The organism is Kitasatospora sp. Root107 (genome assembly GCF_001424875.1).
Taxonomy (GTDB): domain Bacteria; phylum Actinomycetota; class Actinomycetes; order Streptomycetales; family Streptomycetaceae; genus Kitasatospora.
Genome location: NZ_LMCT01000040.1, coordinates 45,810 through 67,025, shown reverse-complemented (window position 1 = coordinate 67,025; position 21,216 = coordinate 45,810). Strand labels below are relative to the sequence as shown.

Genomic DNA, 21,216 nt, shown 5'->3' with positions numbered 1-21,216 from the left:
CTTGTCCACTGCGCTGCTGCCTTTCACTGGAAATGCACGGAATATGAGAACGGGTCAGGCGCCGAGTCGCGCGAGGGCACTGCGGTCGAGGTCGCCGGGGCGGGGGCGGCCGAGCAGTGCCAGGGTGTGTTCGAGTTCGTCCCGGAGCAGTCCGAGCACCCGGGCCGCACCGGCCTCGCCGCCCGTCGCCAGGCCCCACAGCACCGGGCGGCCGACCAGCACCGCCCGCGCCCCGAGCGCCAGCGCGGTGGCCGCGTCGGTGCCGGTGCGGATGCCGCCGTCCAGCAGCACCGGGAAGTCGGCGGGGACGGCGGCGGCCACCTCGGGGAGCGCGGTCAGGGTGGGTACCGCGCCGTCTAGTTGGCGGCCGCCGTGGTTGGAGACCACCACCGCGGCCGCGCCGTGCTCGACCGCGAGCCGGGCGTCCTCGGGGTGAAGGATGCCCTTCAGTACCAGCGGCAGGCTGGTCCGCTCGCGCAGCCAGGCCAGGTCCGCCCAGCTGAGCGTGGTGTCGAACTGCTGCCTGGCGTGCTCGGCGATCGCCGAACTGCCGGCCGCCGAGCGGCCGCTGGCGGTCATCAGCTCCGGATCCAGGTTCACCGCCCTGACCTGCGGTGGAACGGCGAACCCGTTCCGCAGGTCACGTAGTCGGCGGCCGATCCTCGGGGCGTCCACGGTCAGCACCAGGGCCCGGTAGCCGGCCTGCTCGGCCCGCTCGACCAGCCCGGTCAGCACGTCCCGTTGCCGCAGCCAGTACAGCTGCAGCCAGAGCGGCCCGGTGGCTGCGGCGGCGATCTCCTCGATGGTCCGGCTGGCGAACATCGCGGCCACCGTGAGCAGGCCGTGCTGCCCGGCGGCCCGGGCCGTGGCGGTCTCACCCGCCGGGTCGACCAGCCGGTGGTAGGCCATCGGCGCCACCCCGATCGGCGCGGCCAGCGTGCTGCCGAGCAGATCCACCGTCAGATCCGGGGCCGAGACGTCGACCAGCACCCGAGGGCGGAAGCCCCAGCTACGGTACTGGCTCAGGTTGCCCCCCAGCGTACGTTCCTGGTCGCTGCCCCCGTCGATGAACTCCCGGACCGCGACCGGGAGTCGGTCCCGGGCGTCCTCCTCGATCTCCCGCAGCGTCAGCGGACCCATCGGCGCCCCACCCTCCCGGGCGGCCGCGCGCGGGCCGCTCCCGGGTCGGCAGCGTAGGTGCCCGATCCCTCATTGGTATAGACCTTGACCCGATCCAATCGTCTGTGCCAGGGTCGGGGAACGCGGAATTCCAACCCGCCGAAAGTGAACCGACTGCCATCTTTGTCTCCCCCATTCGTGGAGTGGCGTTGACCGGTTTCCCCAGCTCTCCGCCCCCGCATTCCGAAGCACCGGAAGGCTGGGTCGAGCACTTCCTATTGGCCGGTCCCGGTCAAGAAGTGTGTCTCCGGTTCGAAAAGCCGGTGACACGCGCCGACTTGCGTTCCCTGGTCGCCGACCAGGTGACGCAACTGACCGCCGCCGGGCTCGCGCCCGGCGGTACGGTGGCCCTTCGGCTGCCGCCCTCGCTCGGCTACGTCAGCACCCTGCTCGCTGCCTGGCAGCTGGGCGGCCAGGTCTGCCTGTTGGACCACCGGCTGACGGAACACGAGGTGGCGGCAGCGCTGGACCGGCTCACCCCGCAGGTACTGGTCGAGGCGGACCGGCACCCGGCTTCGGGGCTGCGCGGGTTCAGCGAGATCGAACCGGTCGCCGTCCCACTGCCCGGCGGGCAGCCGGCCCGATCGCCGCACGCACTGGTCCAGTTGAGCTCAGGCTCGACCGGACCGTCCAAGGTGATCGGCCGGACGGCCGCCGATCTGCTCCGTGAGCTCGCCTGCTACCGCGCTCTGCCCGGCTTCCCCCAGGCGGGCTCACGGACCGTACTGCTCTCCTCGGTGGTCCATGTACTGGGCCTGGTCGGCGGGTTGCTGCACAGCCTGCACAGCGGGGTCCGGCTCACCGTGCCGGAACGCATGACGGCGGCCGGCATCCTGGCCGCCGTCGCCGAGGACGATCTGCCGACCACCGTGATCGGCGTACCGTTCCACGCCGAACTGCTCGCCGGGGTCCGTGCCCCGCGCCCGCTGCCCCAGCTCACCCGCATCATCGTCGCGGGCGAGCTGACCAGACCGGGCGTGGCCGCGGCGATCGGCGAACGGTACGGGGTACCGCTCGGGACCATGTACGGGATGACCGAACTCGGTGTGAACGCCACCGATCTGACGGGCACCCGGTACCCCGGCACCCGCCCCGTCCCCGGTCTCGAACTGCGCACCGAGGGCGGCGAACTGCACATCCGGCGGGCCGACTCGCCGTACCTGGGGCTCACCGATCCGAGCCGCTGGTCCGACGGTTGGCTGCACACCCGCGACGCCGCCGGACTGGACCGGGAGACCGGCCTGCTCACCGTGCTCGGCCGACGGGACTCGCAGGTCTCGATCGGCGGACTCAAGGTCGACCTGACCGAGGTCGAGCACACCCTGACCGCGCTGCCCGAAGTCCGGGAAGCCGTGGTGGTGTTCGAGTCCGGCGCGGTCGCGGCCTACCTGGTCCCGGCCGACGGCGCCGGGGCCGAGGAGATCCGGGCCGGGCTGGAGCACCGACTCGCGGGCTACAAGCGGCCCCGGCGGCTGTCCCTGCTCCCGGTGCTCCCCCGGACCGCCACCGGCAAGCTGCTGCGCGACCCGGCCGGGCTGCGGGCGGCCGCGCTGGCCGAGCCGGCCGAGCACTGAGCTCGCCACACTTACCTGGGCAGTACCTGGGCAATTCCTGGGCATTCCCTATGAGTTCCACCCACCCCTTGAACGGAGCCCCCGATGCAGGACGCAATCCGCGAGTTCGTGCTGGCCGCCCTGACCGAGATGAACTACGACATCTCCGAGGCCACCGGCGACACCGACCTCGGACCGGCCGGTCTCGACCTGGAGTCGCTCGCGCTCGCCGACCTGGCCGTCCAGGTGGAGGAGGAGTACGGCGTGAAGTTCGACCTGGACGACATGGAGAGCACCGCGCTGATGACTCTCGACCAGTTCACCGCCGACGTGGCCAACCGGCTCGCCGCCGCCGGTACCCCGGCGTGACCGGGGCGCCGCTGCCCGACCGGGCGGAGGTGCTGACCGTACTGGCGCAGTTCCACGACCGCTCCGCCGAGGCGGTCGACGAAGAACTCGGATCGCTCGAACTCACCTGGCTGATAGCCGAGTTCGAGCAGCGCTACGGCGACCTGGAGCTGCCCGACGAGGCGGTGGACGCGGTCCGTACGGTCACCGACGCGGTCGAGCTGCTGCGGACCGCGGTCGGCCCGGCCGGGCGCGGGCAGCCGTGACCGGCGTCCGGGTGGCGGTCACCGGGCTCGGGGTGCGCTCCGCGTTCGGCGCCGGGATCGGCCCGCTGCTGGCCGCCGCCGCGCACGGAAGGCCCGGCTTCGGCCCGGTCGACCGCTTCGATGTGACACACCGCCAGGCCCGCCGGGCCGCGCTGGCGCCGGGCTCCCCTGTCCTCGGCGAAGCGCTCACGGCGGTACTGGCGGAGGCGGCCGACCAGGCGGGCGTGCCCGACGGACCGCTCCTGCTGGCCCGGCACGGTGACCCGGTCACCGCCGCCGGCTGCGCACCCGTGCAGGAGCGTTGGGGCTCGGGCCGGGTCTACACCGGCGCGTGCGTGGCAGCCGGCACCGCGGTGGCCGACGCCGCAGCGCTGATCACCGCCGGACAGCAGGACCGGGTGCTGGTCGCGGCCGGCTACCTGGTCGAGCCGGACACCTTCGCGGTCTTCGACGCCGGCCGGGCCCTGGCCCGGGACGGCGAGGCCCGGCCGTTCAGCGCCGGCCGCAGCGGGCTGCTGCTCGGCGACGGCGTGGTGGCGGTGGTGCTGGAGTCCGAGGCGGTGGCGCTACGGCGCGGCGCCGAGGTGCTGGCCGTGCTGGCGGGCTGGGGCCGGGCCGGCGACGGGTACCACGTCTGCCGTCCGGCGCCGGACGGCTCCGGACTGGCCCGGGCGATCCGGGCCGCGCTCGGCCGGGCGGATCTGACGCCGGATCAGATCGGGTACGTGAACGCCAACGCCACCGGCTCGCCGCTGGCGGACCAGGCCGAGGTACGGGCGCTGCACACGGTCTTCGGGCCGAACCCGCCGCCGGTCAGTTCCAGCAAGTCCGTGCACGGGCACGCCCTCGAGGCGTCCGCCCTGCTCGAACTCGCGGTCACCGTCGAGTCGCTGCGCACCGGCCTGCTGCCGGTCAACGCGGGGTGGCTCGGGCCGGACCCGGACTGCGCGCTGGACCTGGTGCTGACCGGGCCGTACCGGGCCGGGCCCCGGTACGCACTGAGCCTCAACTCGGCGTTCGGCGGCGCGAACACCGCGCTGCTGGTGGCCGCCGCGTGAACGGTTCCGACGGGGCGAACGGCGACGAGCGCGCGAACAGTCCCGGGAAGGTGAACGCTCACGCTGACGTGAACGGTCTCCGTCTGCTCGCGCAGGGCCGCTGGCCGGAGCCCGGCGACACCGAGCTCCCCCGGCTGCCCGGCTTCACCGACTCCCCGTTCAACCCGCTGGTGGTGACCGCCGCCGAGCGCTGCCTGCACGCCTGGGGCCGCGAACTACCGGGCCGTACCGGCCTGTTGCTCACCAGCCACAGCGGTGACCTGGGCACCGCCCGGGCCATCAACGAAGCGGCCGGCAGCGGCCGCCGGGTACCGCCGCTGCTGTTCTTCCAGTCCAACCCGAACGCCGTACTCGGCCACCTGGCCGCCCGCTGGAACCTGACCGGACCGGTGGTGGCCACCAGCCCACCGGCCGCCGTGCCAGGTGAAGTACCGCCGGACGCCTTCGAGTTGGCGTCCCTGCTGCTGGCCGACGACGACGCCGACCAGCTGCTGGTGATCGCCGCCGAGCAGGCCGACCCCGCCGACCCCGGCCGGGCCGTGGCCGTGCTGGTCGGCACCACCGCCTGACACTCCTCCTTCATCCCCCGCCGCTGTCCGCCAGCGGCTCATCTCACCGGCATGGCCACCGGCCATCGGGAGGGACCACCCACCGTGAGCATCCGCAGCATCCGGGCCCGACTCGCGGACGACCCCGCCGTCGGCGCAGGAAACGTCCTGACCACCCGGATCGCCCTCGGCGAGGGCCTCGACGAACCACTGCTGACCTTCGACACCCCGGTCGACGACCACGCCGCCTGGCAGCCCTTCACCCTCCGCGAGCTCGACCGTGCGGTCCGGGCCAGGGCCGCCGCCCTGCACGGGCTCGGCATCGGCCGCCGCGACCCGGTGGTGATCTACGCGACCGCCGCCGCCGACCACGTGCTCGGCTTCCTGGCTCTGGCAAGGCTCGGCGCGATCCCCGCCCTGCTCAACCCCAACCTGGACGGTGAGAAGGCCGCCCGCTACATCCACCGGCTGCGCGCCGCCGGGGTGTTGACCGAAGGCGTACGAGGCCGGGTACCTCGGCAAGAACATCCTCGGCCGTACCGGCACTGGGGCGGCGACCCGGTGGCGATCACCCACTCCTCCGGCACCACCGGCCTGCCCAAGGCCGTGGTGCACTCGCACGACAGCCTGTACGCGGCGATCCGGCACCGCCTGGCGCTGCCCCGCCCGCAGGGTTCGGAGCGGATGCTCTCCGCACTGCCCTCCCCGCACGCCGCCACCCTGATCATCACCAATCTGGCGCTCAGCTCGCAGGCCCAGCTCGCACTGCTCTCCGCCCAGGGCGGCGAGGGCGTGCTGGACGCGGTGGAGAGCTGGCAGCCGCACGGCGTGATCGGCTTCGCCGCCACCTGGGCCGACCTGGCCAGGCACGACCTGAGCAGCCGTCAGCTGGACAGCGTCGCGCTCTGGTGGAACACCGGCGACTGCGCGCACGAGGCGCACATCCGCCGCCTGATCGCCACCGGCTCCCGGGCGGGCGTCACCCGCGCGGGCCGGGTCCGCACACCGGGCTCGGTCTTCGTGGACGGCCTCGGCTCCACCGAGATGGGCCACTCGCACTTCTTCATCACGCACAGCCAGGACACCGACCGCTACGGCCGCTGCGTCGGCCGCCCGCACGCCTTCGTCGACTGCGTGGTGCTCGGGCCCGACGGCAGCGAGCTCGGGCCGCACGAGATCGGCGAGCTGGGCACCAAGTCCCCGACCCTGGCGCTGGGTTACTGGAACGACTCGGTCACCACCTACCGCACCCGGGTGCGTGGCTACTTCCTCACCGGCGACCTGGTCTACCGGGACGAGGAGGGCTACTACTACCACGTGGACCGCGCGGTGGACTCGGTCGACCTCGGCGACGGGCACCGGCTGCACACCGCGATGTCCGAGGAGCGGGTGCTCGCGGCCTGCCCCGAGGTGCTGGACTGCACCGTGGTCGCGGTCCGCGAGGGCGACCGGGTGGTCACGGACGTACTGCTCCAGCTGGACCCGAAGACGGACCGACTGGCCGACCGCACCGAGGAGGTGACGGCGGCGCTGGAGGAGCGGGTGGCCGCCACCGTCCGCCGGGTACTGGTGGTCTCGGACGACCGCATCCCGCTCGGGCCCACCGGCAAGGTGCGCAAGGTCCTGCTCCGCGAGTGGCACCTGGCCGGCGCCCGGGCCGGCCGGTGACCGCCGCTGCGGTACCCGCCGCCACCGTGACCGGCCTCGGCCTGGTCACCCCGGTCGGCCGGAAGGCGGCCGAGGTCTTCGAGGCGCTCACCGCCGGACGCTCGGGCATCGGCCCGGTCCCCGAGGGCCACCCGGCCTTCGGCTGGCTGCCGGCCGCCGGGATCGCCCCGGCGATCGACGGCCGCGAGGTGCTGCCGCCGACCGAGACCCGCTGCGTGGACCGGTTCGTCCTGCTCGCGCTGGCCGCCGCCGACGACGCACTCGCCGACGCCGGGATCGTGGTCGGCCGGGACGTCGCGCCGGACCGGATCGCCGTGGTGCTGGGCACCGGCGGCGCGGGCCTGGAGACCTTCGAGCAGCAGTCGCACCGCCGCCTGGAGCGCGGCCGTCCCGCCGTCAGCCCGTACCTGCTGCCGGGCATGCTGGCCAACATGGCGGCGGCCCGGATCGCCATCAAGTACGGCGCCCGAGGCTACAGTTCGGCCCCCGTCACCGCCTGCGCGGCCGGCGCCCAGGCGGTTGCCGAGGCGCTCCGGCTGATCCGGGCCGGTGACGCCGACGTGGTGGTCTGCGGCGGCAGCGAGTCCTCGCTGCACCCGACCATCGCCGCCGCGTTCACCAACGCCCGGGCGCTCGCCCAGGGTTGGGAAGAACCCGGGCAGGCCAGCCGCCCGTTCGACGCCCGCAGGAACGGCTTCGTGCTCGGCGAGGGCAGCGCCGTCCTGGTGGTCGAGCGGGCTGAGCACGCCGACGCCCGCGGCGCGGCGGGCTATGCCGACCTGGCCGGCTGGGGCGGCAGCACCGACGCGCACCACCCGACCATGCCTCGCCCGGACGGTTCCGGAGCCGCCGACGCGATGCACCTGGCGCTGCGCAGTGCCGGTCTGGCGCCCGGCGACATCGACTACGTCAACGCGCACGGCACCGGCACCAAACTCGGCGACCTGGCCGAAGTCGCCGCACTGCGCCAGGTGTTCGGCGCCGGACAGCCCGCCGTCAGCTCCACCAAGGGCGCCACCGGCCACCTGCTGGGGGCGGCCGGTGCGGTCGAGGCGGTGGTCTCGGTACTGGCCGTGGCCCGGGGTGAACTGCCGCCCACCGTCAACCTGGACGACGTCGACCCGGCCTGCGACCTCGACCACGTCCGGGGCGCCGCGCGCACCGGCCCGGTTCGGGCCGCGCTCTCCAACTCCTTCGCCTTCGGCGGTCACAACCTCAGCCTGATCTTCGGCCCGCCGTCCACCCGCGCCACCAGACACCAGCCGGGAGAGATCCGTTGAGCATCCAGAGCATCGCCCACGTCGAGTTCCACTGCGCCGACGCGGACCGGTTCGCCGCCTACCTGGTCGAGGCGTACGCCTTCGCCCTGGAGCCGCCGGTCGCCGCCGAGCCGGGCGTCCGCCGGGTCTGGGTGCGGCAGGGCGCGATCCGCTTCCTGCTCAGCTCGGCCGAGCAACCGGGCCACCCGGTGGCCGAGTTCGTCGCCCGGCACGGTGACGGGGTGGCGGTCTTCGCACTCGGCTGCGCCGATCCGGCGGCCGCGCTGGACCAGGCGCTGCGCAACGGTGCCCGGCCACTGGCGCCCGGCCTGGTGGCGGGCTTCGGCGACGTCGCGCTGCGGTTCGTCCCCCTGCCGGAACCGCTGCCGGAGCAGCCCGCCGCCACCGCCGACCTGCTGCAGTTCCTGGACCACGCCGCGCTCTGCGTGYCGGCCGGGGAGCTGGCGGGTGCGGTGAAGTTCTGTGAGCAGGCGCTCGGTTTCACCCGGATCTTCGACGAGTACATCGAGGTCGGCGCCCAGGCGATGGACTCCAGCGTGGTGCAGAGCCCGTCCGGCCTGGTCACCTTCACGCTGATCGAGCCGGACACCGCCCGCCCGCCGGGCCAGATCGACACCTTCCTGGACCGGCACGAGGGTTCGGGCGTCCAGCACCTGGCCTTCCACACCGGCGACATCGCCGTCGCGGTGCGCGAACTCGCCCGGCGCGGCGTCGAGTTCCTCACCACCCCGCAGACCTACTACGACGTGCTGCCGGAGCGGATCGGGGCCACCAGCGTCCCGGTCGAGACCCTGCGCGAGCTGAACGTGCTGGTCGACCAGGACCACGGCGGCCAGCTGTACCAGATCTTCACCCGCTCGGCGCACGACCGGCGGACCTTCTTCCTGGAGCTGATCGAGCGTCAGGGCGCGGGCACCTTCGGCTCCGCCAACATCCGGGCCCTGTACGAGGCCGTCGAACGCCAGCACGCCACCACCCCGGCCAACTGAGGAGCACCGATGACCGAGTTCGAACTGACCGAGGCCGAGCGCGCCCTGCTCCCGACGCCCGAGGAGGTGGCCGGGTACGCCGAGCGCGGCTGGTACCTCTCCCGGAAGCTGTTCACCGACGAGGAGCTCGATCTCCTCCAGGACGCCACCGAGAAGTACTACGAGGGCCACCGCGACCGCACGCTGGCCGTCCGCCCGCCGAATCTGGCGGCCTGGGAGCCCTCGCACGGTCCGGTCCAGCGGCACAACGACTACGTGCACTACGAGAGCGAGGCGATCGGGCGGATCCTGCGCAAGCCGCTGCTCGGTGCCGTCGCCGCGCTGCTGGCCGACGCCGAGGAGATCCGGGTGTTCCAGGCCACCCTGATCCTCAAGCCGCCGATCCCCGGCGAGCCGAGCAACCAGGTGCCCTGGCACTTCGACCGGCACTACTGGGCCACCAGCACCTCCGAGCGGATGCTCACCGCGTTCGTCCCGTTCCACGACTGCGGAGAGGAGATGGGCACCATCACCATGGTGGAGGGCAGCCACCGCTGGCGGGAGCGGCCCGCCGGCGAGGACTCCAGCCGGCACTTCGCCCAGCGCGACCGCAGCGAGCTGGAACAACTGCTGCTCGAGAACGCACAGTTCAACGGTGCCGAGGTCCGCAAGGTCCCGGTGGTGATCCCGCGCGGTCACGTCAGCTTCCACCACTGCCGGACCTACCACGGCAGTGGCCCGAACCTGGCCGAGATCCCGCGCCGGGCGGTCTCGCTGCACCTGCAGGACGGCGCCAACGAGTACCGCACCCACACCAGGGCCGACGGCACCCCCGTGGTCTACAACCACGACGTGCTGGTCCGCCGGACCGCCGACGGGCGCCCGGACTACGCCGACCCCGAGTTCTGCCCGCCGATCTGGCGAGGTGCCGTGTGAGCCTGCGAACCCCGGCCGACCGCTACCGGATGATTCGGTTGATCCGAGGCTTCGAGGAACTGGCCCTGGAACTGGTCGCCTCCGGCGACATCGTCGGCGGCACGCACCCGTACATCGGGCAGGAGGCCGTCGCTGTCGGGGTCTGCTCGGCGCTGCGGCCGGAGGACCGGCTGACCAGCACCCACCGGGGCCACGGGCACGTGCTCGCCAAGGGCGCGGACCCGGCCCGGCTGCTGGCCGAACTGACCGGCCGCGAAGGTGGGTTGAACCGGGGCCGGGGCGGCTCGATGCACGCGGCCGACCTCTCGCTCGGCATCCTGGGTGCCAACGGTATCGTCGGCGCGGGTGCGCCGATCGCGGTCGGCGCCGCCTGGGCAGCCCAACTCGCCGGTGAGCCACGGGTGGTGGTCAGCTTCTTCGGGGACGGCGCGCTCAACCAGGGCGTACTGCTGGAGTCCTTCAACCTGGCCGCGATGTGGCAGGTGCCGGTGGTCTTCGTCTGCGAGAACAACGGCTACGCCACCACCCTGCCCGCCGCCGTCGCGGTGGCGGGCAGCGCACTGGGCCGGGCCGAGGCGTTCGGCATCCCGGCGGTGGCGGTGGACGGCATGGACACCGAGGCCGTCCGCGAAGCCGCGCTGGCGGCGGTGGACCGGGCCCGCTCGGGCGGCGGCCCGGAGTTCCTGGAGTGCAGCACGTACCGCTTCGAGGGGCACCACACCATGGAACGGCGGATCAAGCTGGACTACCGCCCGGCCGAGGAGATCGCCTCCTGGCGCGAGCGCGACCCACTCGCACGGGCCGCCGCGCTGGTCGGCGACACCACCGCGATCGACGCCGAGGTGGCCGAACAGCTGTACCAAGCCAGGGAGTTCGCGCTCGCCTCACCCGCACCGGACCCGGCCGGCGCCTGCGACCACCTGTACGCGAGCGGGCTGCGGCCCCGGGCGGGGGCGGTGGCATGAGCTGGCTCTCCTACACCAAAGCGCTGAACCGGGCGCTGGCCGACGCGCTGGCCGAGGACCCCTCGGTCTGTCTCTTCGGCGAGGACATCGGGGCCGGTCTGGCCGGGCCGACCCTCGGGCTGCAGAAGCGGTTCGGGACGAGCCGGGTGGTGGACACCCCGCTCTCCGAGCAGGGCTTCACCGGGGTGGCGGTCGGCGCGGCGCTGGCCGGGCTGCGGCCGGTGATCGAGTTCCAGATCCCCGCGCTGCTCTTCCTGGTCTTCGAGCAACTGGTCAACCAGGCCCACAAGTTCTCGCTGATGACGGGCGGTCAGGCCAGCGTGCCGCTGACCTGCCTGGTGCCGGGCTCCGGCTCCCGGGACGGCTGGGCCGGACAGCACTCGGACCACCCGTACGGGCTGTTCGCCCATATGGGCGTGAAGACCGTGGTGCCCGCCACCCCCACCGACGCCTACGGGCTGCTCCGCTCGGCGATCGCCGATCCGGACCCGGTGGTGGTCTTCGCCCCGGCGGCCGCGCTCGGTGTCCGGGAGGACGTCACCGGCCCGCTGCCCGCGATCCCGCTCGGCCAGGCCCGGATACACCGTCCCGGCACGGACGTCACGGTGGTCGCCGTCGGCCATCTGGTGCACGAAGCCCTGGCAGTGGCAAGGGAGTTGACAGAGCAGGGAATCTCGGTCGAGGTACTTGACCCGCGCACCCTGTACCCCTTCGATTGGGACTCGCTCGGCGCCTCGTTGGAGAAGACCGGGCGGCTGGTGGTGATCGACGACTCCAACCGCAGCTGCGGGATCGGGGCAGAGATCCTGGCCACGGCCGCCGAGCAGTACCGCCTGACCGCACCACCTCGCCGGATCACCCGCCCGGACGGCGCCGTGCTGCCGTTCGCCCGCGAGCTCGACCGGGCCCTCCAGCCCAGCGGGGATCAACTCCGGCACGCCGTTCACGCCGTCCTCAAACACTGAATCTTCCGGGAGCAGAGATGTCCAACAACCGTTACAGCTGGGACCGTACGCACCCGGGCCTGTCCGGCCTGCAGGCGGCGATCGAGCCGCTCCGCCGCCAGGTGGTGGACCACTCGATCTACGCCGAGCTGAACAGCCAGGCCCGGGTCCGCACCTTCCTGGAGCGGCACGTCTTCGCGGTCTGGGACTTCATGTCGCTGCTGAAGAGCCTGCAGCGCGAGCTGACCAGCGTGGACGTGCCGTGGGTGCCGACCGGCCCGACCGCGAGCCGCAGACTGATCAACGAGATCGTGCTGGTGGAGGAGAGCGACGAGCTCGGCGAGGGCTTCATCAGCCACTTCGAGCTCTACCTGGACGGCATGCGCCAGGCGGGCGCCGACACCGCGCCGATGGCGGCCTTCCTGGAGCTGCTGGGCAACGGCACCCCGGTGCCGGAGGCGCTGAAGCTGGCTCAGGTGCCGTCGGCGGCGGCCGACTTCACTTCGGTCACCTGGGACATCATCGAGAGCGCGCCGGTGCACTGCCGGGCGGCGGCCTTCGCGTTCGGCCGCGAGGACCTGATCCCGGAGATGTTCGAGCAGGTGATCCGGATCGAGGACCCGGACGGTGTGCTCACCGTCTTCAAGGACTACCTCGCCCGGCACATCGAGGTGGACGGCGAGATGCACACGCCGATGGCGATGCAGATGCTGATCGACCTGTGCGGCGACGACCAGCAGAAGTGGGACGAGTGCGCAGAGACCGTGCGCACCGCGCTGGCCGGCCGGGTCCGGCTCTGGACGGCTGTCGAGGAGGCCTTCCCGGCTTCGCCCCTGACGGTCTGACAGGCGGCCGGCGGGGCGGGCGACGCGTGTCCGCACTATGGACACGACATGACCGGTACATGTAGAAAGGCGTCCCGGCAGCGTCCGCCCCTTCCAGCCCTCACACGTACAGCGCCTCCCCCTCTCGCGTGCGCCCGACGGATCGTTGCCGGTTCGCAGTCTGTCTCATCGCATCCCGCCCGGGGACCGAGCCGACCCACGGCTCCGTCCGTCCGGCGCCCCCGAGATCCGAGGAGCACGATGCACATCCGCATGCGAACCGCCGCAGTCGCCACCGTGGTCGCCCTGGCCGCCGGCGCGTTGACCACCGCCGCCGCCCCGGCCGTCACTCCGGACGGCTCGGGCCAGGGCCAGGTCCAGACCGTCCGGGACGTGGTGACCGACCAGGACGGCAGCCGACACGTCCGGTACGACCGCACGTACGCCGGGCTGCCCGTGCTGGGCGGCGACCTGATCGTCCATCTGGCACCCGGTGGTGCGACCAAGTCCACCGACCGAGCGGTGCCGGGCTCGATAGCCGTCGGCTCGACCACGCCCTCGGTCTCCGCCGACCGTGCCGGACAGCTGGCCGTCGGCGAGCTGAACCGGTCCGCCAAGGCGGAGGGCAAGACTGTCCAACAAACCGAGGCAGCACCGCAGTTGGTGATCGACGCGCTGCACGGCACACCCCGGCTGGCCTGGCAGACCACCGCGAGTGGGCAGGACTCGCTGGGCAACCCGGTCGCCCGCACCGTGCTGGTAGACGCCCGTACCGGCACGCAGATCGACGCCTGGGACGCGATCGAGACCGCGACCGGCGACGGCCAGTCGCTCTACGGCGGCACCGTCCCGCTGGAGTCGACGCTCTCCGGCTCCACGTACCAGCTCAAGGACCCGACCCGGGGCAACACCTACACCGGCGACGCGGCCAACAAGACCGACCTGTGCTTCGGCAGCATCTGCTTCAGCCGGGCGCCCGCGACCCTGTTCACCGACGCCGACAACCACTGGGGCACCGGTACCACCGCCGACCGCTCCACCGCGGCGGTCGACGCCCAGTACGGCACCAACGTCACCTGGGACTACTACAAGAACGTGCACGGCCGCAACGGCATCGCCGGGGACGGCAAGGGCGCGTACAACCGGGTGCACTACGGCAGCAACTACAACAACGCCTTCTGGCAGGACAGTTGCTTCTGCATGACCTACGGCGACGGGGACGGCAACGTCTTCGGCCCGCTGGTCTCGCTGGACGTGGCCGGGCACGAGATGTCGCACGGCGTCACCTCCCGCACCGCCAAGCTCACCTACTCCGGCGAGTCCGGCGGCCTGAACGAGGCCACCTCCGACATCTTCGGCACCCTGGTGGAGTGGTACGCGGCCAACGGCGGCGACACCGGCGACTACCTGATCGGCGAGGAGATCGTGAAGCCCGGCTTCGGCAAGGAGGCGCTGCGCTTCATGGACAAGCCGTCCAAGGACACCAAGTCCGCGGACTGCTGGAGCTCCAGCGTCGGTGGGCTCGACGTGCACTACTCCTCCGGCGTGGCCAACCACTTCGCCTTCCTGCTCGCCGAGGGCAGCGGAGCCCGGGTGGTCAACGGCGTCTCCTACGACAGCCCGACCTGCAACGGCTCCACCGTCAACGGCATCGGCCGGGACAAGCTGGGCAAGGTCTGGTACCGCGCGCTGACGGTCTACATGACGTCCAGCACCAACTACGCGGGCGCCCGCACCGCCACCCTCAAGGCCGCCACCGACCTCTACGGGGCGGGCAGCACCGAGTACGCCGCGGTCGCCGCCGCCTGGTCCGCCGTCGCGGTCAACTGACCGGCCGGTCCCGCCTGTTCGGTCCGGAGCGGGTCACCGCTCCGGACCGTCGCACGGTCCGCCTCGAAGTAGCCGGCCAACCGGTCCAGCAGCCGTTGGAAGTTGGCGGTGTCCTGCTCGTTCACGGTGAGGGCTTCGCAATCTGACGGTGCGTTCGCTTGACGTCGGCGATGCTGCCCTGCCCGTCTCAACAGTCGATAAACGCACCGCTGTTCACTCTGCTCGCAACTCCGCTCAGAACCGCCCCAGCACCCGGTCCACGGTGATCTCGATCGCCACCCGGGCCGGGTTGACCCTCGGCGTCTGGTACCGCTCCGCGTACCGGCGCTCCGCCTCGGCGACCGCCTCGGGCTCGGACCGCACCACCGCCGTGCCCTCCAGCGTGCACCAGCGGGCCCGGTCCACCTGACAGACCGCCACCCGCAGCCCGGCCTCCCCTGCGGCCAGCACGTTGAGCGCCTTGCGACTGCTGCCGCTGCTGATCACCCGGGCGATCCTGGCCTCCGGGTCGTAGCTCACCCCCACCGGGGCGACGTGCGGGGTACCGTCCGGGCGCAGCGTCGTGAACGTGGCCAGGTGCCGTTCCCGCCAGAAGTCGTGGAAGGAGTCACCGAGAGCACCGAGGTCATGAGCCATACCGGAATGCTACGTGCCTGCTCGGCGGGCCCGGCGCGCGGTACCGTACCTCCCGTCAACCGGGTACGGGAGGGGTCGCAGTGCGGGAGTTCGAGGTCGACGGGTTCGCGGCATGGCCGCCGCAGGGCGGGGCCAGACGGCGCGGCAAGCGGCTGCGGGAGAAGACGCCGCGCGAGTCGCACAGCGCACTGCAGCTGCCGGCCGACCGGCCGGACGTGGTCGAGTCGGTCGACTCGGCCAACGTCGGACGGCTGGCGCACCTGGTGCCGATCCGCACCGGCCGGATGGCCGCCTCGCCGTTCGCCTTCCTGCGCGGCTCGGCCGGGCTGATGGCGCACGACCTGAGCACCGGGCCCACCAGCGGCCTGACCGCCCAGCTCTGCGGCGACGCGCACGCCGCAAACTTCGGCCTCTACGGCGACGCCAGGGGCCGGCTGGTGATGGACATCAACGACTTCGACGAGACCGTGCCGGGCCCCTGGGAGTGGGACCTCAAGCGGCTGGCCGCCAGCCTGGTGCTGGCGGGCCGTCAGTCCGGCGCGAGCGAGGACGAGTGCCGCAGCGCCGCGTACGACACCGTCGGCTCCTACCGCAGGACCATGCGGGTGCTGTCCGGGCTGCCCGCCATAGAGGCCTGGAACGCGATCGCCGACGAGCAGCTGGTCGCCGTCACCGACGCCCACGAACTCCGGGACGTGATCGGCGGGGTGGCCGCGAAGGCGCTGCGCAACACCAGTGCCCGGTTCGCCGCCAGGTCGACCGTCGAGGACCAGGACGGCCGGCACCGCTTCACCCCGGCGCCGCCGGTGCTCAGCGAGGTCGACGACCGTACCGCCGCCTCGGTGGCCGCCGCGCTGACCGGCTACCTGGCCACCGTCCCGGTCGAACTGCACCCACTGCTCTCCCGGTACAGCGTCCAGGACGTGGCGTTCCGGGTGGTCGGCACCGGCAGTGTCGGCACCCGCTCGTACGTGGTGCTGCTGCTCGACCAGCGCGGCGAGGCGCTGGTGCTCCAGGTCAAGGAGGCCAGGCCCTCGGTGCTGCTGCCGCACCTGGCCAGGGCCGGGTACGCGGTCGCCGAGCCGGTCGCGCACGAGGGCCAGCGGGTGGTGCTCGGCCAGAAGCGGATGCAGGTGGTCAGCGACACCCTGATGGGCTGGGCCACGGTGGACGGACTCCCGTACCAGGTACGGCAGTTCCGTAACCGCAAGGGCAGCGTCGACCCGGCCGCACTCCAGCCCGGCCAGCTCGACGACTACGGCCGGCTGACCGGCGCGCTGCTGGCCCGGGCGCACGCGCACACCCTGGACGCGGCCGTGGTCTCCGGCTACTGCGGCAAGAGCGGGGCGCTGGACGAGGCGATCGCCGCCTTCGCGGTGGCGTACGCGGACCGGACCGAGGCCGACCACGCCGACCTGGTCGCGGCCGTCCGCACCGGCCGGCTGCCGGCCGAGAGCGGAGTCTGACGGGCCGACAGGTGGTGGGGCGCGTCCGGTGACCGAAAGGGCGCGCCCGCTTGGCCGGTTCGCGCCCTGTCGGGCACGGCACCCCGGGGCTACGGTCGGTGGTGGCCCGGACTCGCTCCGTCGACGTCCGCCCCGTCCCCCGGCCCTGTATCCCTCGGCACCACCAGCAGAGGAAGAAGCCGTCATGACCACCGCTCCCCTCGTCCCCCTGCACTGCCTGCGCCAGGCCGAACCGGGTCCGCCTCGGCTCACCGAACTGCCCACCGGGACCCCGGCCTGGCTGCTCACCCGGCACGCCGACGTCCGGCAGGCGCTCACCGACCCGAGGCTGGACCGGGCCTCGCTCTACGCGCCGGGCGCTCCCGCCCTCTCGGTCGTCCCGAACCTGCTGGACGACCCGGACGGCCTGCTCAACATCGACGGCATCGAGCACCAGAAGCTCCGCCGCACCGTCCAACGCGCCTTCACCCCAAGGGCGATCGAGCGCTGGCGCCCGTGGGTCTCGACGGTCGTCGAGGAGCTGATCGACGAGCTGACGGCCCAGCCGGCCCCCGCCGACGTGGTCGCCGCCTACACCCGGCGGCTGCCGGTCGCCCGGTCGCCGTGATCAGCCGGCTGATGGGCCTGGACGGGCTCGACCTGCGCAAGCTCGGTGACTGGAGCGACCACGCGCTCTCCACCACGGCGTACACCGCCGAGGAGATCCAGCAGGCGATGGGCGAGTTCGGCGCCTTCTGCTTCGACCTGGTGCTGGAGCGGCGTAAGAACCCCGGCGACGACCTGGTCAGCAGCCTGGTCCAGGCGGCCGACGAGGCCGACGGCGTCACCGAGATGCAGATCACCAAACTGGTGCTCGGCCTGGTGGTCGCCGGGCACGAGACCACCATGACCACGCTCGGCAACGCGCTGGTCTTCCTGCTCACCGAGGACCGGGCGGCCTGGGCCCGGATCAGCACCTCCCGGGACGAGGCCGGGGCCGCCACCGAACAGCTGCTGCGCACCATCCCGTTGGGCGACCGGGTCGCGCTGCCCGGGATGCTCCGGCGCGCCACCGAGGAGCTGGAGATCGGCGGGGTCACCATCCCGGCCGGTGCGGTGGTCGCCGCCGACACCTTCTCGGCCAACCACGACCCGGCGGTCCACCCCGAGACGGGCGAGGGCGAGTGGCCCGACCTGTTCGCCGCGGTCGACGTACCCACCCTGACCTTCGGCGCCGGGCCGCACCACTGCCTCGGCGCCTGGCTGGCCCGGATGGAGCTGGAGTCCGGCCTGCACAGCCTGGCCGCCCGCCTGCCGGAGCTCCGGCTGGCCCACCCCGTCGAGCAGATCGAGTGGCGCGAGGGCCTGCTCACCCGCAGCCCGCTCACCCTCCCGGTCACCTGGTGAGCGCCGCACTGGAGAGCCGGGTCGACCGCGCCCGCTGCGTCGGCACGGGCGCCTGCGCCGCCACCGCCCCCGCCGACCTGACCCTCGGCCCGGACGGCCGGGCCCAGCTCCTGGCCCCGGTCCCGGTCCACCTCGGCCAGCTCACCGAGGCGGCCGAGCTCTGCCCGGTTGAGGCCATCACCATCCACCGCGCCGACACCGGCGATCAGGTCGCCCCGGCCTGCTAGTTCCGTGCCACCTGGTCCGGCCGACACCGGCCGGACCAGGTCAGTGCGGCGGCCCGCCGCCCGCACCCGCGTCGGTGGTGCGGAAGCGGGCCCGGTAGGCGGTCGGGGAGATGCCGAGTGTCTGCTGGAAGACCCGGCGCAGCGACTCCGACGAGCCGAAGCCCGCCCGCTGCGCGACGGTCTCCACCGTCTCGAGGCTGCCCTCCAGGAGGGCCCGGGCGGCTTCAACCCGGACGGACTCGACGTATCTGCCCGGTGTCATGGCGACTTCGGTCCGGAAGAGCCGTTCCAGGTGCCGACCGCTGACACCGGCCACCGTGGCCAGCGCGGCGAGTGAGTGGTCCGCCGCCGGGTCGGCGCTGACCTGGTCCATCACCCGTCGTACGGCGGGGTGCCGGGGCTGACTCGTGGTCAGCCGGGCACTGAACTGCGCCTGCCCGCCCGGCCGGGCCATGAAGACCACCAGCTGCCTGGCCACGCTGCGCGCCACCTCGGCGCCCAGATCCTCCTCCACCATGGACAGGGCGAGGTCGATGCCTGCGGTGACCCCGGCCGAGCTGGCGACCTTGCCGTCCCGAACGAAGACGGGGTCATCCTCCACCCGGACCAGCGGGTAGGCGGCCGCCAGCTCGGCCGTCAACTCCCAGTGGGTGGCGGCCCGTCGACCGTCCAGCAGGCCCGCCTCGGCCAGCACGAACGCCCCCGCGCAGACCGACGCCACCCGCTCGGCACGCGGCGCCAGCCGGGCGATCAGCCGGACGAGGTCCTGGTCGGCCACCGCCGAGCGCCAGTCCCTCCTGCCGGGCACCAGGAGCGTGTCGATCCGGTGCGGCAGGGTGTCGGCCGTGCCGTCGGTGCCGATCACCAGCCCTGCGGAGGTGGCGACCGCGGTACCCGCCGGGGAGACCACGCGCACCCGGTAGTCGGCGCCGTAACGGTTGGCGGTGGTGAAGACCTCGACGGGGCCGGTGACATCGAGCAGCTGCACACCGTCGAACGCGACCACCGCCACGGTCCGGCGGCCCCGAGGGGTTACTCCTGCCACGGTGAGTCCAGGATCGTGCGGACGAAGTCCACCCGCTCGAAGCCGGGGTCGAAGTGCGCCAGGACGTCCGCCTTGACGTTGCCGAACGCGGTCTCCGGCCTGGGGCCGACGCCCTCGTGGAACGCCCGCAGGATCTGGCGCTTGAAGTCGGGGCGCGGGTGCAGCGCGACGATCGCGGCGCGGTCCTCGGCTGAGACGGCGTCATAACCGATGCCCAGCACGTCGTACTCGACACCGGCGGTGACCAGCGCCACCTCAGGCTCCATGAAGCCGGGGATGCCGGGGGTGGTGTGCAGGGCGATCGCCGTCCAGACCCGGCGGATGCCGTCCTCGGGTACGCCGTGGCTCTGCAGGAAGCGCCGGGCCTCGTTCGCGCTGTCCACCTCGAAGCGACGGCCGGTGTGGTGGAACTCCTCGTTCAGGCCCAGGTCGTGGAACATCGCCCCGATGTAGAGCAGCTCGGGGTCGAAGCTCAGGTCCCGGTGGCGCCCCTGCAGACTGCCGAAGAAGTACACCCGCCGCGAGTGGTGGTAGATCAGGTCGTCCGTGACGTCCCGGATCAGCTCCGTCGCCGCACGGGCGAGCTTCGTACCCGGGACCCGCACGTCCGCCGCGCCGTCGAAGCCGAAGTCCACGTCGAAGTCGGTCGTTGCCATCTCGTCCACCCATCGGGTCCGGTCCTGCCGCCCGGTCGGGCGCTGCCTCCAGCCTCGCCCGCGCGGCGGTCCGGCGCCATGGCGATCGCGCCGTCCATCCCACGGATCACGACCTGCCCTCGCCGGTCAGGCGCGGGCGGCCTGGCTCGAGGAGTCAGCTCCCCCAGCCGCCGGGCCCGCGTGGCCACCGGGTCTTCTCCCGCCCGGGGACCGGGCGTTGGCGCTGCACCAGCCGGACCACCGCCTCCGGCGCGCCCTGCTGGCCGCGGATGCCCGGAAAGGCGTTCACGTCCACGACCAGCGGGGCGCCGTCGGTCTCCAGCACGTCCACGCCGTAGACGTCCAGGGCGAACACCTCTCCCACCCAGAGGGCCAGTTCGGCCAGTTCCAGCGGGACGGTCCAGCTCTCGGTGCCGGAGCCGGCCGCCAGTTCGGAGCGGCGCAGTTCGCCGAACACCTGGCGGCCGACCACCCAGAGCTTGCGGTCCCAGCCGTCGCCCGCGGCGAACTCCTGGTGGATCAGCGGTTCGTCCGGCCACTGCCGCCGCAGCTCGGCCAGCCCGGCCCGGTCCGGCACCTTGGCGACCAGGTCGTCCTTCCGGCTGTGCCGGCTCTTCACCACCAGCGGATAACGCAGCGCGTTCGGCGACAGGGACGGGGCGAACGGCAGCCCGGCCGCCAGGGCCAACTCGGCCATCAGCGCCCGGTCCTGGCACCGCTCGGTGGCGGCGGCCGAGTTGAGCACCACCGAACCCGCCGTCTCCAGCCGCCGGGCCAGGGCCAGCGCGGCGGGCGTCCGGGCCTTGAGCAGGTAGACGTCGGCCGGATCGGCCGGATCCGGGGCGGCGAACTCCACCCAGTGTCCGGCCGCCGTCAGCAGCGCCGCCGTCGCGGTCAGCAGCGGGTGCCGGGGGTCGCGGGCGATCACACCGACTCTCACCGCACGCCCCCGCCCACCGGGTCGAGCTCCACCCGGGGCACCGGCAGCACGGGGGGCGGCAGCGCCGCGCCCCGCCGGGCCAGGTTGATGATCGCCCGCGCCACCCGGGGAACCGCGTCCGGCACCTGACGGAAGCTCGGGAAGTCGTTCACGTCCACCACGATCGGCCCGTCCGGCCCGAGCACGACGTCCACGCCGTACAGGTCTAGCCCGTAGACCGCGCCGACCCTGGCGACTATTCCGGCCACCTCGGCGCTCAGCGGCACCGCCCGCTCCTGCCGTTTGCCGGGCACCAGCGGCGAGGTCCGTTCGGTGCCGAACAGTTCGCCGTCGACGCAGTAGACCTTGAGGTCGATGCCGGAGTTCTGCACCCAGGGCTGCGCGATCAGCATCCCTTCGCCCGCGAACTCCCCGGCCGCCAGCACCAGTTGCCCGGGGTCGTCGACCAGGTGTACCGACCGCCCCTGACTGCCCTCGGCCGGCCCTCGGCCGG

Annotated in this window: 23 protein-coding genes and 1 pseudogene; 17 read left to right on the top strand and 7 right to left on the bottom strand. The window is 73.0% G+C overall.

Annotated elements, in window-relative coordinates:
• Nucleotides 1–54 precede the first annotated feature (54 nt).
• Entirely contained in the window at nt 55–1,140 is a 1,086-nt protein-coding gene (locus tag ASC99_RS27945; RefSeq protein ID WP_057237141.1) for an alpha-hydroxy acid oxidase, read from the bottom strand.
• Nucleotides 1,141–1,322: 182 nt separating this feature from the next.
• On the opposite strand from ASC99_RS27945, the gene ASC99_RS27940 reads away from it, so the two are divergent.
• From ASC99_RS27940 to ASC99_RS27880, 13 genes are all read left to right on the top strand, one after another.
• A complete protein-coding gene (locus ASC99_RS27940) occupies nt 1,323–2,753 on the top strand; it encodes a class I adenylate-forming enzyme family protein (RefSeq protein ID WP_057237139.1) in 1,431 nt (476 codons plus the stop codon).
• A gap of 84 nt (nt 2,754–2,837) precedes the next feature.
• Nucleotides 2,838–3,101: a phosphopantetheine-binding protein gene (locus tag ASC99_RS27935; protein ID WP_057237137.1), complete on the top strand. Its 264-nt coding sequence runs from the start codon at nt 2,838–2,840 to the stop codon at nt 3,099–3,101.
• Nucleotides 3,098–3,346: a hypothetical protein gene (locus ASC99_RS27930; protein ID WP_057237135.1), complete on the top strand. Its 249-nt coding sequence runs from the start codon at nt 3,098–3,100 to the stop codon at nt 3,344–3,346. Before ASC99_RS27935 ends, ASC99_RS27930 begins: the two co-directional genes overlap by 4 nt.
• Nucleotides 3,343–4,404 (top strand): beta-ketoacyl synthase, encoded by a 1,062-nt coding sequence (locus ASC99_RS27925; protein WP_057237133.1) that lies wholly within the window; start codon nt 3,343–3,345, stop codon nt 4,402–4,404. The genes ASC99_RS27930 and ASC99_RS27925 overlap by 4 nt, the downstream gene beginning before the upstream one ends.
• A 68-nt stretch (nt 4,405–4,472) precedes the next feature.
• A complete protein-coding gene (locus ASC99_RS27920) occupies nt 4,473–4,973 on the top strand; it encodes a hypothetical protein (RefSeq protein WP_063857219.1) in 501 nt (166 codons plus the stop codon).
• 84 nt (nt 4,974–5,057) lie between these two features.
• Nucleotides 5,058–6,620 (top strand): class I adenylate-forming enzyme family protein, encoded by a 1,563-nt coding sequence (locus tag ASC99_RS27915; RefSeq protein ID WP_157531792.1) that lies wholly within the window; start codon nt 5,058–5,060, stop codon nt 6,618–6,620.
• Nucleotides 6,617–7,900 carry a beta-ketoacyl synthase gene (locus ASC99_RS27910; protein WP_057237212.1) on the top strand — a complete coding sequence of 428 codons (1,284 nt, stop codon included), beginning with the start codon at nt 6,617–6,619 and terminating at the stop codon, nt 7,898–7,900. The genes ASC99_RS27915 and ASC99_RS27910 overlap by 4 nt, the downstream gene beginning before the upstream one ends.
• Nucleotides 7,897–8,889, top strand: coding sequence for a 4-hydroxyphenylpyruvate dioxygenase (gene hppD / locus ASC99_RS27905; protein WP_057237127.1), 993 nt, complete (start codon nt 7,897–7,899; stop codon nt 8,887–8,889). Before ASC99_RS27910 ends, hppD begins: the two co-directional genes overlap by 4 nt.
• A 9-nt stretch (nt 8,890–8,898) precedes the next feature.
• Nucleotides 8,899–9,804 (top strand): phytanoyl-CoA dioxygenase family protein, encoded by a 906-nt coding sequence (locus tag ASC99_RS27900; protein ID WP_057237125.1) that lies wholly within the window; start codon nt 8,899–8,901, stop codon nt 9,802–9,804.
• Nucleotides 9,801–10,769: a thiamine pyrophosphate-dependent dehydrogenase E1 component subunit alpha gene (locus ASC99_RS27895; protein ID WP_235502561.1), complete on the top strand. Its 969-nt coding sequence runs from the start codon at nt 9,801–9,803 to the stop codon at nt 10,767–10,769. The genes ASC99_RS27900 and ASC99_RS27895 overlap by 4 nt, the downstream gene beginning before the upstream one ends.
• The gene (locus ASC99_RS27890; RefSeq protein ID WP_057237123.1) at nt 10,766–11,734 is read left to right on the top strand and encodes an alpha-ketoacid dehydrogenase subunit beta; all 969 of its coding nucleotides are present in this window, start codon (nt 10,766–10,768) and stop codon (nt 11,732–11,734) included. Before ASC99_RS27895 ends, ASC99_RS27890 begins: the two co-directional genes overlap by 4 nt.
• A gap of 17 nt (nt 11,735–11,751) precedes the next feature.
• Nucleotides 11,752–12,558: a DUF3050 domain-containing protein gene (locus ASC99_RS27885; protein WP_057237121.1), complete on the top strand. Its 807-nt coding sequence runs from the start codon at nt 11,752–11,754 to the stop codon at nt 12,556–12,558.
• Nucleotides 12,559–12,810: 252 nt separating this feature from the next.
• On the top strand, nt 12,811–14,367 hold the full coding sequence (locus tag ASC99_RS27880) for a M4 family metallopeptidase (protein ID WP_200948448.1): 1,557 nt from the start codon (nt 12,811–12,813) through the stop codon (nt 14,365–14,367).
• Here ASC99_RS27880 and ASC99_RS27875 read toward each other — a convergent pair.
• Both ASC99_RS27875 and ASC99_RS27870 read right to left on the bottom strand, forming a co-directional pair.
• Nucleotides 14,301–14,492, bottom strand: coding sequence for a hypothetical protein (locus tag ASC99_RS27875; RefSeq protein WP_057237116.1), 192 nt, complete (start codon nt 14,490–14,492; stop codon nt 14,301–14,303). The genes ASC99_RS27880 and ASC99_RS27875 overlap by 67 nt on opposite strands.
• 109 nt (nt 14,493–14,601) lie before the next feature.
• Nucleotides 14,602–15,003: a TIGR03618 family F420-dependent PPOX class oxidoreductase gene (locus tag ASC99_RS27870; protein ID WP_057237114.1), complete on the bottom strand. Its 402-nt coding sequence runs from the start codon at nt 15,001–15,003 to the stop codon at nt 14,602–14,604.
• Nucleotides 15,004–15,020: 17 nt separating this feature from the next.
• Here ASC99_RS27870 and ASC99_RS27865 point away from each other — a divergent pair, with 17 nt between their 5' ends.
• The 4 genes from ASC99_RS27865 to ASC99_RS27855 all read left to right on the top strand — a co-directional run bounded on the left by ASC99_RS27865 (nt 15,021) and on the right by ASC99_RS27855 (nt 18,082).
• Nucleotides 15,021–16,469, top strand: a complete 1,449-nt coding sequence (locus tag ASC99_RS27865) for a DUF2252 domain-containing protein (protein WP_082598692.1) — start codon at nt 15,021–15,023, stop codon at nt 16,467–16,469.
• A gap of 184 nt (nt 16,470–16,653) precedes the next feature.
• Entirely contained in the window at nt 16,654–17,076 is a 423-nt protein-coding gene (locus ASC99_RS42310; protein ID WP_369825184.1) for a hypothetical protein, read from the top strand.
• Entirely contained in the window at nt 17,073–17,855 is a 783-nt protein-coding gene (locus ASC99_RS27860) for a cytochrome P450 (protein WP_369825183.1), read from the top strand. The genes ASC99_RS42310 and ASC99_RS27860 overlap by 4 nt, the downstream gene beginning before the upstream one ends.
• Nucleotides 17,852–18,082 (top strand): ferredoxin, encoded by a 231-nt coding sequence (locus tag ASC99_RS27855; protein WP_057237110.1) that lies wholly within the window; start codon nt 17,852–17,854, stop codon nt 18,080–18,082. The genes ASC99_RS27860 and ASC99_RS27855 overlap by 4 nt, the downstream gene beginning before the upstream one ends.
• Before the next feature lie 40 nt (nt 18,083–18,122).
• Here the strand turns inward: ASC99_RS27855 and ASC99_RS27850 are convergent, their stop codons facing one another.
• The 4 genes and pseudogenes from ASC99_RS27850 to ASC99_RS41280 form a co-directional block, all read right to left on the bottom strand.
• Nucleotides 18,123–19,127: a GlxA family transcriptional regulator gene (locus tag ASC99_RS27850; RefSeq protein ID WP_235502560.1), complete on the bottom strand. Its 1,005-nt coding sequence runs from the start codon at nt 19,125–19,127 to the stop codon at nt 18,123–18,125.
• A complete protein-coding gene (locus tag ASC99_RS27845) occupies nt 19,115–19,783 on the bottom strand; it encodes an HD domain-containing protein (protein ID WP_057237208.1) in 669 nt (222 codons plus the stop codon). The genes ASC99_RS27850 and ASC99_RS27845 overlap by 13 nt, the downstream gene beginning before the upstream one ends.
• A gap of 154 nt (nt 19,784–19,937) precedes the next feature.
• Nucleotides 19,938–20,711, bottom strand: a complete 774-nt coding sequence (locus ASC99_RS27840; RefSeq protein WP_369825182.1) for a RimK family alpha-L-glutamate ligase — start codon at nt 20,709–20,711, stop codon at nt 19,938–19,940.
• A gap of 8 nt (nt 20,712–20,719) precedes the next feature.
• Nucleotides 20,720–21,216: pseudogene (locus ASC99_RS41280) on the bottom strand (RimK family alpha-L-glutamate ligase); the annotation flags it as partial.

What these genes read in the sequence shown, in the direction of transcription:
- ASC99_RS27885 (WP_057237121.1), top strand. Translation starts at nt 11,752, where the DNA reads ATGTCCAACAACCGTTACAGCTGGGACCGTACGCACCCGGGCCTGTCC.
- ASC99_RS27880 (WP_200948448.1), top strand. Translation starts at nt 12,811, where the DNA reads ATGCGAACCGCCGCAGTCGCCACCGTGGTCGCCCTGGCCGCCGGCGCG.
- ASC99_RS27890 (WP_057237123.1), top strand. Translation starts at nt 10,766, where the DNA reads ATGAGCTGGCTCTCCTACACCAAAGCGCTGAACCGGGCGCTGGCCGAC.
- ASC99_RS27870 (WP_057237114.1), bottom strand. Translation starts at nt 15,003, where the DNA reads ATGGCTCATGACCTCGGTGCTCTCGGTGACTCCTTCCACGACTTCTGG.
- ASC99_RS27900 (WP_057237125.1), top strand. Translation starts at nt 8,899, where the DNA reads ATGACCGAGTTCGAACTGACCGAGGCCGAGCGCGCCCTGCTCCCGACG.
- ASC99_RS27845 (WP_057237208.1), bottom strand. Translation starts at nt 19,783, where the DNA reads ATGGCAACGACCGACTTCGACGTGGACTTCGGCTTCGACGGCGCGGCG.
- ASC99_RS27945 (WP_057237141.1), bottom strand. Translation starts at nt 1,140, where the DNA reads ATGGGTCCGCTGACGCTGCGGGAGATCGAGGAGGACGCCCGGGACCGA.
- ASC99_RS42310 (WP_369825184.1), top strand. Translation starts at nt 16,654, where the DNA reads ATGACCACCGCTCCCCTCGTCCCCCTGCACTGCCTGCGCCAGGCCGAA.
- ASC99_RS27935 (WP_057237137.1), top strand. Translation starts at nt 2,838, where the DNA reads ATGCAGGACGCAATCCGCGAGTTCGTGCTGGCCGCCCTGACCGAGATG.